The following is a 15,860-nucleotide window of genomic DNA, read 5'->3' on the forward strand; positions in this document are numbered from 1 at the left end:
CCAGAGCACGCACCGGACACCGCAGGCACCGCAGGCACCGCAGGCACCGCACAGGACTTGCAAGACACCCCCTAGGTGGCCAGGACCTCCTCCGACGCGCCGCTGCTGCGGGGCTCGGTCAGCCTCACCTCGCGCACCTCACGATGCGCCGGATCCCGCACCTCCCCCACCAGCAACTCCAGCACGTCCTCCAGCGCGACCAGCCCGAGCACCTTCCCGGACCCGTCGGCCACCTGGGCCAGGTGGGTCGCCGCCCGCCGCATCACCGTGAGCGCGTCGTCCAGCGGCAGCTCGGACCGCAGGGTCGTCATGGAACGCCACAGGTGCTGGGGGACGGCCCGGTCGGAGTCCTCCAGGTCGAGGACGTCCTTGACGTGCAGATAGCCCATGAACACGCCGTTGTCCGCGGCGACCGGGAAACGGGAGTAGCCGGTGCGAGCCGTGAGCTCGACGATGCGGCCGGGGGTGACCGACGGGCTGACCGTCACCAGGGACTCCCGCTTGAGCAGGACGTCCGTGACCGGGCGGGAGCCCAGCTCCAGGGCGTCCTCCAGGCGTTCGGCCTCCTCGGGGTCGAGCAGACCCGCCTGGCCGGCGTCCTCCACCAGCCGGTTGAGCTGCTCGCTGGTGAACACGGCCTCGACCTCGTCCTTGGGTTCCACGTGGAAGAGCCGCAGGATGCCCTTCGAGCAGGCGCCGAGGGCGGCGGTGATGGGCCTGCAGAAGCGGGCGAACCAGACCAGGCCGGGGCTCAGCCACAGGGCGGCCTTCTCCGGGGCCGCCATCGCCAGGTTCTTCGGGACCATCTCGCCGATGACCAGGTGGAAGAAGACCACGGCAGCGAGGGCGATGACATAGGTGAGGGGGTGGATGACACCCTCGGGCAGGTGGATCCGCTCGAAGACCGGCTCCAGCAGGTGCGCGACGGTCGGTTCGGCGACCGCGCCGAGGGTCAGCGAGCAGATCGTGATGCCGAACTGGGCCGCCGCCATCATCTGCGGCAGCCGCTCAAGACCGTAGAGGACCTGCCGGGAGCGGGCCGTGCCGAGCGGTTCGATCTGGCTGCGGCGTACGGAGACCAGCGCGAACTCGGCGCCGACGAAGAAGCCGTTGGCGAGCACGAGCAGCGCCGCGAAGAGAAGCTGGAGCACGCTCATCGGACGGCCTCCGCCATGGACGGCACGGGGGCGGTCCGCACCAGCCGGACCCGTTCCGCGCGGTAGTGGCCGACCTGGCGCACGGACAGCCGCCAGCCGGGCAGCTCCGCCTTGTCCCCGACGGCCGGGATGCGGCCCAGCAGGTCGGCGATCAGGCCCGCGACGGTCTCGTACGGGCCTTCCGGCACGTCGAGGCCTATGCGTTGCAGGATGTCGACCCGGCAGCTGCCGTCGACGTCCCAGGCGGGCCTGCCGTCTTCCGGCGGCGCGGCGGCCAGCTCGGGCAGATCGTGTCCGTCGTGCTCGTCGCGGACCTCGCCGACGAGTTCCTCGACGATGTCCTCCAGCGTGACGACACCGGCGGTGCCGCCGTACTCGTCGACGACGACCGCGATGGGCTGCTCGCTGCGCAGGCGGGCCAGGAGCGGCCGCACGGGCAGCGTCTCGGGGACGAGCAGGGCCGGGCGGGCGATGCGGCCGACGGGGGTGCGCAGCCGGTCCTGGACGGGCACGGCCAGGGCGTCCTTGAGGTGGACCATGCCGACGACCTCGTCGATCCTCTCCCGGTAGACCGGGAAACGGGACAGGCCGGTGGCCCGGGTCAGGTTGACCACGTCCTCGGCGGTGGCCGAGGACTGCAGGGCGCTGACCTTCACACGCGGCGTCATCACGTGCTGCGCGGTCAGCTCGCCCAGCGACAGGGTACGGACGAACAGATCGGCCGTGTCCTGCTCCAGGGCGCCGGCCCGGGCGGAGTGGCGGGCCAGGGAGACGAGTTCGCCGGGGGTGCGGGCGGAGGCCAGTTCCTCGGTGGGTTCGACGCCCAGGGCGCGCACGAGCCGGTTCGCGACGGCGTTGAGGCCGGCGATGACCGGGCGGAACAGCCGGGCGAAGACATGCTGCGGGCCCGCGACGAAGCGCGCGACCTGCAACGGCCTGGACACCGCCCAGTTCTTGGGCAGGAGCTCGCCGATCACCATCTGCACGGCGGAGGCCAGCAGCATGCCGACCACGACCGTGACACCGGGAACGGCCCCCACGGGGATGCCGACCGCGGTGAACGGGCCGTGCAGGAGCTCGGCGAGCGCCGGTTCGGCGAGCATGCCGACGACGAGCGAGGTGATGGTGATGCCGAGCTGGGTGCCGGAGAGCTGGAAGGACAGTTCCTTGAGCGATTCCACGACACGGTGGGCGCGCCGGTCGCCCTCGGCGGCGGCCTTCTCGGCCTCCGGGCGCTCGACCGTGACGAGTCCGAACTCGGCCGCCACGAAAAATCCGTTGGCGAGGATCAGCAGGAACGCGGCTGCCAGGAGCAGCAAGGGGGTGGTCATGATGCCGCCGCCTCCGCACGGTCGCGTACCTCGGCAACGAGGTACGCGCTATGTCGGCAGGGGGCGGCGCAGGTACTGCAGGACGATCCGTCCATCGCCGGAGGGGGTCACTCCTCGGTGAGCAGGGGCCTCTGTGCACCGGGCGGGGCAACAGAGGCGGAGGCGCATCCGTCACGCCTCCGCCAACAGATTAATCAAGACACGGCCCGGTGCGGCAGTGGCGGCCGCCGGGAGGCTCCCCCGCGTCAGTCCCGAGGCGCCTACGGGCCCGCCGTGGAACGGGCCTCGGCGAGCGCCCGCAGGGCCCTGGCGTCGGCGAGCGCGCGTTGTCTGGCCAGGCCCGGCTGGATGCCCAGAGCAGGCAGGCTGGTGCCGTCGCTGAGGTTGAGGAAGACCCAGGGGTCGCCGGGCCGGAGGGTCACCTGGAGGATCTCCGCCCATTCCAGCCGGCGCTTGTTCGTGAGATTGACGACAGTGACGCCGTCCTCGTCGGCGACGACCTTGGGCCGCGCCAGGAGGAGCAGTACGGCGTCCAGCAGGAGCGCCGTGAAGACGAAACTGACACGCTCGGCGGGGCTGAGCTGCTTCAGCAGCATCGCGACCGCCGTGATCACCACGAAGACGGCGACGGCCGCGGTGAGCAGCACCACGCGGGTGCTGCCCGGCCGGAAGGTGACGGGCAGGGTGGGCAGCTCGGACATCGGTGCGCGCCCCTCAGAGACGGCAGGCGTGGATGGCCGTGGTCAGGATGGCCCGGGCACCGATGTCGTAGAGGTCGTCCATGATCCGCTGGGCTTCCTTGGCGGGGACCATCGCGCGGACGGCGACCCAGCCCTCGTTGTGCAGCGGGGAGACCGTCGGGGACTCCAGGCCGGGGGTGAGGGCGACGGCCTTCTCCAGCTGCTCGACGCGGCAGTCGTAGTCCATCATCACGTAGGTCCGGGCGACCAGGACGCCCTGGAGGCGGCGCAGGAACTGCTGCACCTTGAGGTCGTCGGCGTCCGCGCCGGTGCGGCGGATGACGACGGCCTCGGACTGCATGATCGGCTCGCCGGCGACCTCCAGGCCCGCGTTGCGCAGGGAGGTGCCGGTCTCGACGACGTCGGCGATGACCTGGGCGACGCCGAGCTGGACGGCGGTCTCGACGGCGCCGTCGAGGTGGACGACGGAGGCGTCGATGCCGTGCTCGGCGAGGTGGGCCGCGACGATGCCCTCGTAGGAGGTGGCGACGGTCTTGCCGGCCAGGTCCGCCAGGCCGCTGATCGTGCCGGGCTTGGCGGCGTAGCGGAAGGTGGAACGGGCGAAGCCGAGGGCGAGGATCTCCTCGGCTTCGGCGCCGGAGTCGATGAGCAGGTCCCGGCCGGTGAGGCCGATGTCCAACTGCCCGGAGGCGACGTAGATCGCGATGTCGCGGGGGCGGAGGTAGAAGAACTCGACCTCGTTCACCGGGTCGACGATCCGCAGTTCCTTGGACTCCCGGCGCTGCTGGTAGCCGGCCTCATGCAGCATCTCCGCCGCAGGGCCGGACAGGGAACCCTTGTTGGGGACGGCGATGCGCAGCATGAGGTCGGCTTCCTTTGCGTGGTGTCGTACGGGGACGGATGCGGCTTACAGGTGGGCGTAGACGTCGTCGAGGGAGATGCCGCGGGCGACCATCATCACCTGGACGTGGTACAGCAGCTGCGAGATCTCCTCGGCGGCGGCTTCCTTGCCCTCGTACTCGGCGGCCATCCACACCTCGGCGGCCTCTTCGACGACCTTCTTGCCGATGGCGTGGACGCCCTTCTCGACCAGTTCTGCGGTGCGGGAAGTGGCGGGATCGCCCTGGGCGGCCTTGTGCTGGAGCTCGGTGAAGAGCTCCTCGAACGTCTTCTTGGACATGGTGTCGCTCAGCCTATGCCACAGACGGCTTTCGTCAGCGCCAGGGTTCGGATACCGAGCGGAGGGTGGCCGCGGTCGCGACCGCGGCCGTCACCGCCTCGTGCCCCTTGTCCTCGTGGGAGCCCTCGATTCCGGCGCGGTCCAGGGCCTGCTCCTCGGTGTCGCAGGTCAGCACACCGAAGCCGACGGGGACGCCGGTGTCCACGGAGACCTGGGTGAGGCCCTGGGTCACGCCCTGGCACACGTACTCGAAGTGGGGGGTTCCGCCGCGGATGACGACGCCGAGGGCGACGATCGCGTCGTAGCCGCGGCCCGCGAGGACCTTGGCGACGACCGGGAGCTCCCAGCTGCCGGGGACCCTCAGCAGGGTCGGCTCGTCGATGCCCAGGTCGTGCAGGGCGCGCAGGGCGCCGTCCACCAGTCCGTCCATCACCTGCTCGTGCCACTGTGCCGCGATGACGGCGACCCGGAGGTCACCCACATTGCGTACGGACAGCTCCGGTGCACCCTTGCCGCTCACGTTGCTCCCTCTGTGCTCTCTTACTGGTTGCCGCAGGCCGGCACGGTCGTCGTGTCCAGCCAGGGCAGATCGTGGCCCATCCGGTCCCGCTTGGTGCGCAGGTAGCGGAGGTTGTGCTCGCCGGCGCTCACGGGCATCGGCACACGGGCCCTGACCGCGATGCCGTGGCGGACGAGCGCGTCGGTCTTGTCGGGGTTGTTGGTCAGCAGCCGGACGCCGCGCACGCCGAGGTCGGCGAGGATCTGCGCGCCGGCCGCGTAGTCGCGGGCGTCGGCGGGCAGCCCCAGTTCGAGGTTGGCGTCGAGGGTGTCGCGACCGCGTTCCTGGAGTTCGTAGGCGCGCAGCTTGGACATCAGGCCGATGCCGCGGCCCTCGTGTCCGCGCAGGTAGACCACGACGCCCCGGCCCTCTTCCTGGATGCGGGCGAGGGAGGCGTCCAGCTGGGGGCCGCAGTCGCAGCGGGCCGAGCCGAAGACGTCGCCGGTGAGGCATTCGGAGTGGACCCGGACGAGGACGTCCTGGCCGTCGCCGATGTCGCCGTGCACGAGGGCGACGTGCTCGACGCCGTCGACGATGGAGCGGTAGCCGTAGGCCGTGAAGGTGCCGTGGGCGGTGGGCAGTTGGGTCCTGGCCTCGCGGCGGACGGTGGGCTCGCTGCTGCGGCGGTAGGCGATCAGGTCCTCGATGGAGATGATCGTCAGGCCGTGCTTGCGGGCGAAGGGGATCAGCTCCGGCAGGCGCAGCATGGTGCCGTCCTCGCCGGCGATCTCGACGATCGCGCCGGCCGGGCGCAGGCCCGCGAGGCGGGCGAGGTCGACCGCGGCCTCGGTGTGGCCGTTGCGGGTCAGGACGCCGCCGGGCCGGGCGCGCAGCGGGAAGATGTGGCCGGGGCGGACGAAGTCGCCGGGTCCGCTGACGCCGTCGGCGAGCAGCCGGAGGGTGGTGGCGCGGTCGGAGGCGGAGATGCCGGTGCTCACGCCGTGGGCGGCGGAGGCGTCGACGGAGACCGTGAACGCGGTCTTCATCGACTCGGTGTTGTCCTCGACCATCTGCGGGAGGTTCAGCCGGTCCAGTTCGTCGCCCTCCATGGGGGCGCAGATCAGGCCGCGGCACTCGCTCATCATGAAGGCGACGATCTCGGGGGTCGCCTTCTCGGCGGCGATGACGAGGTCGCCCTCGTTCTCCCGGTCCTCGTCGTCGACGACCACGACGGGGCGGCCGGCCGCGATGTCGGCGATGGCCTGCTCGACGGGGTCGAGGGCGAAGTTCTCGATGTCGTCGGCGCTGTACAGGGCGGTGGTCGAGGGGGTGGCGCGAAGCGCCTCGTTCAGGGTGGTGGCGGGTGACGGGCGGGCGGTCATGCCGGCGCTCCTTCCAGGGTGGGCCGCGCGGCCTGACGCGAGCGCAGCCACCAGTCGCGCAGGCCCCACAGGACGAGCGCGCCGTAGATGACGTAGACGAAGCCGGAGAATGCGTAGCCGTTGGCGAAGTTGAGGGGCACGCCGACGAGGTCGACGAGCAGCCAGGCGAACCAGAACTCGACCATGCCGCGGGCCTGGGCATACATGGCGACGACGGTGCCGACGAAGATGTAGGCGTCCGGCCAGGGGTCCCAGGACAGGGTGGGGTACGCCGTGAAGAGCAGAGCCACCGCGACCGTGCCGGCGGCGGCCGCCGCGGCCATCGCCGCGCGCTCGCGCCAGGTGGCGAACCGGACCGCGATGTGGCCGTCCTCGGCCTGTCCCGTGCCGCGCTGCCACTGCCACCAGCCGTACAGGGCGACGACCATGACGACCGCCTGCTTGCCGGCGCTGCCGGTGAGGTGGCCGAAGAAGGCGCCGAAGAGGATCAGGCCGGCCAGGAACTGCACGGGCCAGGTCCAGATGGAGCGGCGCCAGCCGAGGGCGAGGGCGGCCAGACCGAAGAGGTTGCCGACCATGTCGGACCAGAGGAGGTGCTGGCCGAAGAGGGCGAACGCCTCGGAGTTCAGCGTGTTCACCGGGCCGCCCCCGGCGCGCGGTCGCCGAGCATCCGCTCGACGTACTTGGCGATGACGTCCACTTCGAGGTTGACCGGGTCGCCGGGCTGCTTGTGGCCGAGCGTGGTCAGGGCGAGGGTGGTGGGGATGAGGCTCACGGTGAAGTGGTCGGAGCCGGCGTCGACGACGGTGAGGCTGATGCCGTCGACGGTGATGGAGCCCTTTTCGACCACGTACCGGGTGAGGTCGGCGGGGAGGGAGATCTTCACGATCTCCCAGTTCTCGGAGGGCTTGCGCTCCAGGATCTCGCCGGTGCCGTCGACGTGGCCCTGCACGATGTGCCCGCCGAGGCGTTCACCCACGGCCATGGGGCGTTCGAGGTTGACGCGGGAGCCGGCCTTCAGGGCACCGAGGCTGGAGCGGTTCAGGGTCTCGGCCATGACGTCGGCGGTGAACTCGTCGCCCTCGTGGTCGACGACCGTGAGGCAGACGCCGTTGACGGCGATGGAGTCGCCGTGTTTCGCCCCTTCGGTGACGACGGGGCCGCGCAGGCGGAAGCGACAGGCGTCGTCGAGGTTCTCGACGGCGGTGACCTCGCCCAGCTCTTCGACGATTCCGGTGAACACTTCCCGGGTCCTCCTGCCTCTTCGGGCACGGACTCCGGGGCTGTCGATGACGACAGAAGGTACGAGCAGGACACAGGGACGACGCCGGACGGAGTCCGCCACGGGGGACGGACTTCTGGGCGGCGCGCATGGATGCCCGCTCGCCGCGCACTGCCTCCCATCCGGACTTTAACCGTCGGTCCAGGAATTTCACCTGGTCAACCGGCCGCTGGAGGCGACCGGGTCGCGGACTGTAACCGCCGGTTCGGACTTTCACCGACCCCGGAGTGCGCTGCTACTGGTACCCGGCCAGTGTGCCACGCCTGAATGACGTTCAGAGAGGAGAAGTGTGTGGGCTGCCTCACAGCCGTATCGCACAGCGCGACCGAGTCCTCGACATCCGTGCGGGACGGGCCTCTTGAGGCGCCATTGGTACACACCTATTGACGATGTGGTCTAGTCCTTTCTAGGGTCGGCGTCAGGGTCGACCGACCCCCACTGACCGGCCCGGCAGCGGTGACGACGGCCCTTGCCCGCCGTCGGGCCTTCCCAGGCGCAGCCCCTCCCCCGGCGTGAACAGCTCCTCCTGAGCCCGGTCTCGCGCCGAGAGCAGCGCACCGCGCAGGACCGCGCCACCGCCCAGGGTGGTGACCCGCACCTCCGTGGGCAGCGGCGTCATCCGGGCGATCCGGTCCTGAACGCGCGCGGCGAGCTCGACGCCGCCGGCCTTCCCGACCTCTCCCCCCAGGACCACGCAACCGGGGTCCAGGATGGCGACGACCGAGGCGACCCCGACGGCCAGCCGGTCGGCCAGGGCGTCGAGGAAACGGGCCGCGGGGTCACTCCCCGACGGGGGCACCTCCGGCAGCGGGCCCGTCTGCCGCGGCAGGGCCGCGCCCCGCACCCGGCCCACCGCCTCCCGCACCACACCGGCGGCAGCCCGCACCACGCCGACTGCCGGAGCCTCTTGCCCCGCCGCGGCCGCAACGCCGTACTCCGCCGCCAGGTCCAGCACGGCGGCCGACGACGCCAGGGAATGGAAGCCGCCCTCGCAGTCCGTCGAGGTCGGCAGTGCGGCCGTGCCCGGAACCGGGAGGAAGCCGATCTCGCCGGTGCCGCCGGAGGCGCCGCGGCGAAGGGCACCGTCGAGGACCACGGCCGCACCCGTTCCATGGCCCAGCCACAGCAGGACGAACGTGTCCCGGTCCCGGGCCGCCCCGTCGCGCTGCTCGGCCACCGCCGCGAGGTTGGTCTCGTTCTCGACGCGGACGCGGGTGTGAGGCAGCCGCTCCTGCAGGGTGGCGACGAACCGGCGGTGCCACTCGGGCAGGCCGGTGGAGTCACGGAGTTCACCGCTGGAGGGGTCGATCAGGCCCGGCGCCCCGATCCCCACGGTGTGCAGGCGGTCGGCACCGGCGTCCTTCACCACGCGCTCGACCAGCGTGACCGCCTGCTCCACGGCGGGACCGGTCCCCATCTCGCCCCCGATGGGCACCGACGCCTCGGCCAGCACCCCGCCGACCAGGTCCGCGACGGCCACGGAGACGCCTTCGGTGCGGACGTCGAGGGCGGCCAGGTGCGCCCGGTCGGCGACGATGCCGTACACCCTCGCGTTGGGGCCGCGCCGCTGCTCCCCGGCCTCGCCGACCACGGCGATCAGACCCGCGGCGGTGAGGCGTTCGACGAGGTCGGCGACGGTCGGCCGGGACAGGCCGGTCAGTTGTTTCAACCGCCCTGCCGTCAACGGGCCTTCCTGCTGGAGCAGGCGCAGGGCCAGCCGGTCGTTGATGGCCCGGGCGGTGCTCGGGGATGCGGGCATGCCGGGATCCTTCCAGATCGGCGGGGCCGTGGACCGAGGCCCGCCGGGAAACCCTCTTATTATCAGGCAGGGTTCCTGATAGTTTACGCCCGCACCAGAGGCGAGTACCGCGGAGAGCTGGGCGAGTACGGCAGTGACGTGGAGGGGGACCGCAGAATGGGCAACGTGGTCGACGAACAGCGCGAGGTGAAGCGGTCCCGGTACGCCGTGGCCGCCGTCTTCGCCGTACACGGCGCCGTGACCGGCTCGTTCGCCACCCGCGTGCCGTGGATCCAGGACCACGCGGGCGTGAGCGCGGGCCAGTTGGGGATCGCGCTGGCCTTCCCCGCGCTCGGCGCGTCCGTGGCCATGCCGCTCGCCGGCAGCATCAGCCACCGCTTCGGCGCCCGCAACGCGCTGCGCGGACTGATCGCCCTGTGGACGTTGTCCCTGGTCCTTCCCTCCCTCGCCCCGAACCTGCTGACGCTCTGTCTGGCCCTGTTCACCTACGGCGCCACGGCGGGCACGGCGGACGTGGCGATGAACGCGCTGGGCGTCGAGGTCGAGAACCGCCTCGGCCGGTCGATCATGTCCGGGCTGCACGGCATGTGGAGCGCGGGCGCCCTGATCGGCTCGGCGGCCGGCACGCTCGCCGCGCACCTCGGCTCGGACGCCCGGCTGCACCACGCCTTGGCCGCCGCGGTCCTCACCGTCGTCGGTGTGCTGTCCTGCCAGTGGGTGCTCGACCTGCAGCCCGCCGAGGACGAGGAGCCGCCGCCGCGGTTCGCGCTGCCGCCCCGCTCGGCGCTGCTCATCGGCGCGATCGGGTTCTGCGCGGTGTTCGCGGAGGGCGCGAGCCTGGACTGGTCGGCGGTCTATCTGCGCGAGCAGTTGGAGACCTCCGCCGGGCTCGCCGCGGCGTGCACGACGGGCTTCACGCTCACCATGGCCGTCGCGCGGCTCGCCGGCGACAAGGTCGTCGACCGTTTCGGCGCCGTGCGGACGGTGCGGACGAGCGGCGTGTTCGCCGTCCTGGGCGGGTTGCTGATCGTGGTGGCGGACCATCCGGCGGCGGCCATGAGCGGGTTCGCCCTGATGGGGCTCGGCATCGCCGTCGTCGTACCGGTGTGCTTCGCCGCGGCCGGCCGCAGCGGCGCCAACCCGAGCCTGGCCATCGCGGGTGTCGCGACCATCACGTACACCTCGGGGCTGATCGCGCCGAGCGCGATCGGCATGGTGGCCCAGGCGACGAGTCTGATGGTGTCGTTCTGCCTGGTGACGGCGCTGTCGTGCGGCCTGGTGGCGTTCGCGGGGGTGCTGCGCCCCGGCGAGCGGACGAAGCTCGGCCGGCCGAAGACGGCGGTTCCGGACCCGCGGCCCTGAACCGGCGCCGGACCCGACGGGCCCGGCGCCGCCCCGGTCACCAGCGCTCCCGGCGTACCCCGGCCACCACTCCGTGGCCGCGAGCGGCCGGCTCACCCACCACCGGCGGCCGGACCTGTCCGGCGTGGGCAGGGCCGACCGGATCGGGCTGCCGGAGCCGCACGCCCCGTCGTTCGACCGGTCGGCGATCCTGGTCGCCCGGCCGGTCGTCATCGCGCTGGTCAGCACGCCTGCGGGCCTTCGCCCCGTCCCGTCTCAGGACGCGGACACCCCTGCCGGACGAGGGCACCTCCTCCTACGACGACGCCAAGTCGTAGGCGTAGGACGCCGTGAACGTCCCGGGCCTGCCCTTGCAGCCGTCCGACTCCCCCGGCAGTTTGACCCACAGGTAGGCGTCGATGCGGGCCTCGCCGGTGGTGAGCGTGGGTGCCCGGCCGAGCTTGCGGCCCGCCGGGTCGCACCACTGGCCGTCGGGCGGGGCGCCGTTGCCGTTGCGGCTGGTGTCGATGACGGCGCCGAGGCTCTCCGGGCCGCCGAGTGCGTCGAGGACCCGCCGGTCGTAGGCGACCTCGTCGGCGGTGGAGTGGAAGTTGGAGACGTTGCTGAAGATCCCGTCGGAGGACGCGGGCGAGGCGGCACCGGCCTGTCTGAGCCAGGCCGCCTGTGTGCCGGACGCGTTCCAGCCCGAGTGTCCCGCGTCGAAGTACACGCGGGCCCGCGGGTTGGCGGACTTCAGGACGCGGCCTGACCGGGCCAGTGAGGCGAAGCGGTCCGCGCGATCACCGGCGGAGAGGCACGCGGCCTGGGCGATCGAGTCCGGCTCCAGGACGACGATGACCTCGCCGGAGCCCAGCCCCGCCGCGAACCGGTCGATCCAGGCGTCGTACGCGTCCAGGTCGGGCGCCCCGCCCTGGGAGTGGCCGCCGCAGTCCCGGCCGGGAACGGCGTACGGCACGACGACGGGCACCCGTCCCAGCGCGGCCGCGCCCGAGGTCACCGCGGCGACCCGGGCGGTGAGGGTCTCGGGCGAGTAGTCGGCGAACCAGACCGCCGCGGGCTGCTCGGCGATGCGGGACGCGATGACCGCGTGCCGGGGGTCGCCGGAGTGGGAGCGGACCCAGTCGAGCACTCGGGAGTCGGGATGGCGGTACAGCCGCCCCGCGGCGCGGGTGGTGATGCGCTCCCGCTGCTTCTCGGTCCTCCTGGGCGGGGTGGAGCTCAGCGTGCGGCGCGCGGACGGCGAAGGCGAGGGGGAAGCGGACTCGGCCGTGGCCGGCGCGGACGTCGACGGCACGGCCGGCAGGGGCGCCGGGCGGTGCGGGGCCGACACCCCGGGGGGTCCGGCCTCGTCCGGGGCCCGCCCGTGGTCGAGCGCGGCGAGGACCCCGGCGACCGCGCCGGCCGCGAGCACCAGCGAGGCCGCCACGACCATCGCGCCGCGCCGGGCGGCGCGCCTGCGTTCGCCCCTGCGGGCGGCCAGACGCTGCGCGCGCGAGCCTGACACGGTGCTGCTCCCCCTCCCCCTGCGGCGGGCGGTGTTCCCCCGTTTCGGGGAAGCGCCGGGCCCGCCGGTACGTCCGCCAGCCTAGAGCTGCGACTCTGCCCGCATGCCGCGATGCGAACAAGTCCCCCCAGCCGTGGACACTCCGGTCGACGCCGTCATCTCCCGGATGCGCGAACTCGACGCGGCCCTGCATCCCCGGGACGGGGTAGCGGTCTTCAACCGCGTCTACCTCGCCGTGACGGAGGCGGTGGACCGCTACGTCGACACCGGGCGGTTCGCGGACGCCCACGCCGCGATCACGCTGGACGTACGGTTCGCGCAGCGTTACCTGGCGGCCGTCGAGACAGTGCCGGGCGACCGGCGCCCGCCCGCCTGCTGGCGCCCGCTGTTCCAGTTCCGCCGCCATCCCGGCGTACGGCCGTTGCAGTTCGCGCTGGCGGGTATCAACGCGCACATCGGGCACGATCTCGCGCTGGCCGTCGTGGACACCTGCCGTACGCTGCGCTGCGCACCCGTCGATCTGGAGGACGAGTTCGACCTGGTGGGTGATCTCCTCGTCTCGCTGGAGGAGCGTATCCGCGACGATCTGATGCCGGGCCCCGACCTCTTCCGGATCGCCGACCCGCTGACCCACCTGCTCGGCTCCTGGAGCCTGGACCGCGCCCGGGACGCCGCGTGGACGGCGGCCCGGGCGCTGTGGGCTCTTCGCGAACTCCCCGATGTCGCCGCGGAGTTCACCGAACGCCTGGACACGGCGGTGGGCTTCGCGGGGCGCATGCTGCTCACCCCCCTGGCCGAGCCGGGTCTGCGGGCCCGGGGCCTGTCGTTCGGATCGGACCGGCTGTGAGGTGCGGCTCCTGTCAGCCCGCGTCCCAACCTCACAGTCAGTGCGGCTAGTCCTCCGGCAGTTCGACGGGCGCGATCTCGTCGTAGACGTCGCCCGGGCCCGGGTTGGTCGGGTCGGTCGTGCCGCCGAGGTGGTGCATGACGCCCCAGACCGCGTTGAGGGCGGTCTGGATCGCGCCCTCGGCCCAGCCGGCCGTCCAGGAGATGTCGTCGCCGGCGAGGAAGATGCCGCGCTTGTCCTCGGGCAGCCGGTCCTGTATGAAGTGCGTGAACAGGCGCCGCTGGTAGCGGTAGTGGCCGGGCAGGTTGGCCTTGAACGCGCCCATGAAGTAGGGCTCGTTCTCCCAGGAGACGGTCACCGGGTTGCCGATGATGTGCCCCCGGATGTCGACCTTGGGATAGATCTCGCCGAGCGACTTCAGCATGACCTCCATCCGCTCGTTCGCGGACAGCGGCAGCCACTTCAGGCTGTCGTCGCACCAGGTGTAGGAGAGGCAGATGACGGCGGGCTTGTCCGGGCCGTCGTCGAGCAGGTAGGTACCGCGCGTCATACGGTCGGTGAGCGTCATCGACATGACGTCCCGGCCGGTCTCCTCGTCCTTGTCCAGCCAGAAGGGCCGGTCGACCGGCACGAAGAGCTTGGAGCTCTCCATGTAGTGGGTGCGCTCGATGGCGGTCCAGTGGTCGATCGGGAAGAGCGAGTCGTCGCAGGCGATCTTCGACAGCAGCATCCAGGACTGGGCGGTGAAGACCGCCGCCTGGAAGGTGCGGATGTCGCCGCGGGCGTCGGTCACCGTGATGCGGTTGCCGGCGGTGCGGTGCAGCCGGGTCACGGCCGGGAGGGGCTCGCCGCCCTCGTGCAGACGCGCGAGCGAGGTGCCGAGCGGCCAGTGGACGATCTTCTGCGGCTCGCGTTCCCACAGGCGCAGCGGCAGTTGCTGGGAGCCGCCGACGATGCCGCGGTGGTGGTCGTCGGCCTCGGTGTAGACGACGCGCAGGATCTCCAGGATGGAGTTCGGGAAGTCGGTGTCCCAGCCGCCCGTGCCGAAGCCGACCTGGCCGAAGATCTCGCGGTGCCGGAAGGACTTGAACGCCTCGGAGTCGCAGAGGAAGCCGTAGAAGGTCTGGTTGTCGAGCTTCTCGACGAGCCGCGACCAGATCTCGCGGATGCGCGGCACGTCCCGCTCGCGCAGGGCCCGGTTCATGTCGGAGAAGTCGGCGTCCTCCTCCAGGCAACGGTTCCAGGCCTCGGCGACGTCCCGGTAGACCTGGGGCAGGTCGCCGATGGTCTCGGCGTAGTGCGACTCGCCCTTGAGGTCGACGACGGTCGAGGGGGTCGCCTCGCTCAGGGGGTTGGGGAACGGCCGCGTCTGCAGCCCTACGAGGTCGATGTAGTGCTGGAGGGCCGTGGAGGACGGCGGGAAGCGCATCGCGCCCATCTCGGCGGTGAGGGACTCGTCGCATCCGTCGAAGCCCACCGTGCGCAGCCGGCCGCCGATCCGGTCGGCCTCGTAGACGACCGGCTTGAGTCCCATCTTCATGAGCTCGTACGCGGCGACGATGCCGGACAGGCCGCCGCCGATGACCGCGACCTCCGTGCCGTGCCGCGTCGCGGGTATCTGCCCGAGGCCCGCCGGGTGGGCGAGGAAGTCGTCGTAGGCGTACGGGAAGTCCGGGCCGAACATGGTGATCGGCGGCTGCTGCGCGTCAGCGTGCTCGACGGCGTTGGGCACGGTGGACGTCATGGGGTGCGGACTCCTTGCACAGATGCGAACGGGTGGTTCTGGGGGGATGTCAGACGAGCGGGCCGTACAGGCCGGGCCGCCGGTCGCGCAGATATGGGTTGTTCGCGCGCGACGCGGCGAGGAAGGCCGGGTCGACGTCGGCGAGCACCAGTTCCTCGCCGCGTCCGGCGCGGGTGCGGGCGATCCCGTCGGGCCCGGCGAGCGTGGACAGCCCGACGAACTCGAACTCGCCCTCCCGGCCGGCCCGGTTGACGTACGCGACGTACATCTGGTTCTCGAAGGCGCGCACCGGGATCATCGACTCGGCGACGAACTGGAACGGGTGCATCTGCGCGGTCGGGACGACCAGCAGGTCGGTGCCGGCGAGGGCGTGGGCGCGGACGTTCTCCGGGAACTCCACGTCGTAGCAGATCAGGATGCCGACCCGGAGGCCGTCGATCTCGGCCTGGACGACCGGCTGGTCGCCGGGCGTGAAGTGGTCGCGCTCGAAGCAGCCGAAGAGGTGCGTCTTGCGGTGGTTGGCGAGACGGGTGCCGTCGGCGGAGATCAGCTGGGCGGAGTTGAACACGGTGTCGCCGGCCCGCTCGGGGTAGCCGTAGGCGATCGCCAGGCCGTGGTTCGTCGCGATCTCGGCGATGGCGTCAGCGCAGTCGCCGTCGGCGGGCTCGGCGAGCCGGCCGATCTCGTCGCCGATCGCGTATCCGGTGAGGAACAGCTCGGAGGTGACCAGCAGTCCGGCGCCCGCGGCGGCGGCCCGGCCGGCGGCCTCGTCGAGGACCTTGAGGTTCTCGGCGGTGGAACCGGGCCGGCCGGAGCTCTGGAGCAGGGCGGTGCGCATGCGTGTTCCTCACCGGGCGGAAGGGTGGTTGGAGGGGCCACGTAGACGGTACGGGCGGCTGACCAGGGCGGACAAGAAGGAGCCGTTGCGCGCCGGTGAACGGTTCGTTGCGTGCGCACGGGGCCGGGCGGCGATTCGTTGCGCGGCTAGGACCGCACCCCTGCTCCTCCTGGGAGCGCAGCTAGTGCCGCAGCAGGCAACGTTCGCCCCGTCGCGACGCCCGGCACGCACTCTCGCCGCACCGGGCGCAAGCCCAAGTACACCCAGTACGAGG

At 72.0% G+C, this 15,860-nt stretch carries 15 protein-coding genes, 1 pseudogene and 1 riboswitch; of the genes and pseudogenes, 3 read left to right on the plus strand and 13 right to left on the minus strand.

The features are described from left to right. Positions 1-71: 71 nt before the first annotated feature. The 10 genes from ABTX62_RS28950 to ABTX62_RS28995 form a co-directional block, all read right to left on the minus strand. Entirely contained in the window at positions 72-1,157 is a 1,086-nt protein-coding gene (locus ABTX62_RS28950) for a hemolysin family protein (protein ID WP_352118935.1), read from the minus strand. Then, complete coding sequence (locus ABTX62_RS28955; protein WP_352118936.1) at positions 1,154-2,488, minus strand: hemolysin family protein; 1,335 nt, start codon at positions 2,486-2,488, stop codon at positions 1,154-1,156. Before ABTX62_RS28955 ends, ABTX62_RS28950 begins: the two co-directional genes overlap by 4 nt. 260 nt (positions 2,489-2,748) lie before the next feature. Continuing rightward, a complete protein-coding gene (locus ABTX62_RS28960; protein WP_352118937.1) occupies positions 2,749-3,189 on the minus strand; it encodes a PH domain-containing protein in 441 nt (146 codons plus the stop codon). Positions 3,190-3,202: 13 nt separating this feature from the next. Next, entirely contained in the window at positions 3,203-4,051 is an 849-nt protein-coding gene (gene hisG / locus ABTX62_RS28965; RefSeq protein ID WP_352118938.1) for an ATP phosphoribosyltransferase, read from the minus strand. A gap of 45 nt (positions 4,052-4,096) precedes the next feature. Next, the gene (locus tag ABTX62_RS28970) at positions 4,097-4,369 is read right to left on the minus strand and encodes a phosphoribosyl-ATP diphosphatase (RefSeq protein ID WP_003988914.1); all 273 of its coding nucleotides are present in this window, start codon (positions 4,367-4,369) and stop codon (positions 4,097-4,099) included. Positions 4,370-4,403: 34 nt separating this feature from the next. After that, a complete protein-coding gene (gene ribH / locus ABTX62_RS28975) occupies positions 4,404-4,889 on the minus strand; it encodes a 6,7-dimethyl-8-ribityllumazine synthase (RefSeq protein ID WP_352118939.1) in 486 nt (161 codons plus the stop codon). 20 nt (positions 4,890-4,909) lie between these two features. Then, positions 4,910-6,250: a bifunctional 3,4-dihydroxy-2-butanone-4-phosphate synthase/GTP cyclohydrolase II gene (locus ABTX62_RS28980; RefSeq protein WP_352118940.1), complete on the minus strand. Its 1,341-nt coding sequence runs from the start codon at positions 6,248-6,250 to the stop codon at positions 4,910-4,912. Further along, complete coding sequence (locus ABTX62_RS28985) at positions 6,247-6,888, minus strand: nicotinamide mononucleotide transporter family protein (RefSeq protein ID WP_352118941.1); 642 nt, start codon at positions 6,886-6,888, stop codon at positions 6,247-6,249. Before ABTX62_RS28985 ends, ABTX62_RS28980 begins: the two co-directional genes overlap by 4 nt. Further along, positions 6,885-7,493: a riboflavin synthase gene (locus tag ABTX62_RS28990; protein ID WP_283972531.1), complete on the minus strand. Its 609-nt coding sequence runs from the start codon at positions 7,491-7,493 to the stop codon at positions 6,885-6,887. The genes ABTX62_RS28985 and ABTX62_RS28990 overlap by 4 nt, the downstream gene beginning before the upstream one ends. A gap of 143 nt (positions 7,494-7,636) precedes the next feature. After that, a riboswitch (FMN riboswitch) is annotated at positions 7,637-7,767 on the minus strand. A gap of 183 nt (positions 7,768-7,950) precedes the next feature. Next, complete coding sequence (locus ABTX62_RS28995; protein ID WP_352118942.1) at positions 7,951-9,291, minus strand: ROK family transcriptional regulator; 1,341 nt, start codon at positions 9,289-9,291, stop codon at positions 7,951-7,953. A gap of 156 nt (positions 9,292-9,447) precedes the next feature. On the opposite strand from ABTX62_RS28995, the gene ABTX62_RS29000 reads away from it, so the two are divergent. Then, positions 9,448-10,653 carry an MFS transporter gene (locus ABTX62_RS29000; RefSeq protein ID WP_352118943.1) on the plus strand — a complete coding sequence of 402 codons (1,206 nt, stop codon included), beginning with the start codon at positions 9,448-9,450 and terminating at the stop codon, positions 10,651-10,653. Between the two features lie 67 nt (positions 10,654-10,720). Beyond that, positions 10,721-10,891, plus strand: a pseudogene (locus ABTX62_RS29005) (nitrate reductase); the annotation flags it as partial. Between the two features lie 57 nt (positions 10,892-10,948). Here ABTX62_RS29005 and ABTX62_RS29010 read toward each other — a convergent pair. Then, positions 10,949-12,085, minus strand: coding sequence for a glycoside hydrolase family 6 protein (locus tag ABTX62_RS29010; RefSeq protein ID WP_352118949.1), 1,137 nt, complete (start codon positions 12,083-12,085; stop codon positions 10,949-10,951). A gap of 175 nt (positions 12,086-12,260) precedes the next feature. On the opposite strand from ABTX62_RS29010, the gene ABTX62_RS29015 reads away from it, so the two are divergent. After that, positions 12,261-13,004, plus strand: a complete 744-nt coding sequence (locus ABTX62_RS29015) for a DUF5995 family protein (RefSeq protein WP_352118944.1) — start codon at positions 12,261-12,263, stop codon at positions 13,002-13,004. Positions 13,005-13,050: 46 nt separating this feature from the next. Here ABTX62_RS29015 and ABTX62_RS29020 read toward each other — a convergent pair whose 3' ends face one another. After that, positions 13,051-14,748, minus strand: coding sequence for a flavin monoamine oxidase family protein (locus tag ABTX62_RS29020; RefSeq protein WP_352118945.1), 1,698 nt, complete (start codon positions 14,746-14,748; stop codon positions 13,051-13,053). A 49-nt stretch (positions 14,749-14,797) separates the two neighbouring features. Continuing rightward, positions 14,798-15,586: a carbon-nitrogen hydrolase family protein gene (locus ABTX62_RS29025; protein ID WP_352118946.1), complete on the minus strand. Its 789-nt coding sequence runs from the start codon at positions 15,584-15,586 to the stop codon at positions 14,798-14,800. Positions 15,587-15,860: the final 274 nt, after the last annotated feature.

The organism is Streptomyces sp. NPDC096046 (genome assembly GCF_040303285.1).
In the GTDB taxonomy this organism is placed as follows: Bacteria; Actinomycetota; Actinomycetes; order Streptomycetales; family Streptomycetaceae; genus Streptomyces.

Excerpts from the sequence above, each read along its gene's own strand:
- ABTX62_RS28950 (WP_352118935.1), bottom strand. The coding sequence starts at position 1,157 with ATGAGCGTGCTCCAGCTTCTCTTCGCGGCGCTGCTCGTGCTCGCCAAC.
- ABTX62_RS28955 (WP_352118936.1), bottom strand. The coding sequence starts at position 2,488 with ATGACCACCCCCTTGCTGCTCCTGGCAGCCGCGTTCCTGCTGATCCTC.
- ABTX62_RS28960 (WP_352118937.1), bottom strand. The coding sequence starts at position 3,189 with ATGTCCGAGCTGCCCACCCTGCCCGTCACCTTCCGGCCGGGCAGCACC.
- hisG (WP_352118938.1), bottom strand. The coding sequence starts at position 4,051 with ATGCTGCGCATCGCCGTCCCCAACAAGGGTTCCCTGTCCGGCCCTGCG.
- ABTX62_RS28970 (WP_003988914.1), bottom strand. The coding sequence starts at position 4,369 with ATGTCCAAGAAGACGTTCGAGGAGCTCTTCACCGAGCTCCAGCACAAG.
- ABTX62_RS28980 (WP_352118940.1), bottom strand. The coding sequence starts at position 6,250 with ATGACCGCCCGCCCGTCACCCGCCACCACCCTGAACGAGGCGCTTCGC.
- ABTX62_RS28995 (WP_352118942.1), bottom strand. The coding sequence starts at position 9,291 with ATGCCCGCATCCCCGAGCACCGCCCGGGCCATCAACGACCGGCTGGCC.
- ABTX62_RS29000 (WP_352118943.1), top strand. The coding sequence starts at position 9,448 with ATGGGCAACGTGGTCGACGAACAGCGCGAGGTGAAGCGGTCCCGGTAC.
- ABTX62_RS29010 (WP_352118949.1), bottom strand. The coding sequence starts at position 12,085 with ATGGTCGTGGCGGCCTCGCTGGTGCTCGCGGCCGGCGCGGTCGCCGGG.
- ABTX62_RS29015 (WP_352118944.1), top strand. The coding sequence starts at position 12,261 with ATGCCGCGATGCGAACAAGTCCCCCCAGCCGTGGACACTCCGGTCGAC.
- ABTX62_RS29020 (WP_352118945.1), bottom strand. The coding sequence starts at position 14,748 with ATGACGTCCACCGTGCCCAACGCCGTCGAGCACGCTGACGCGCAGCAG.
- ABTX62_RS29025 (WP_352118946.1), bottom strand. The coding sequence starts at position 15,586 with ATGCGCACCGCCCTGCTCCAGAGCTCCGGCCGGCCCGGTTCCACCGCC.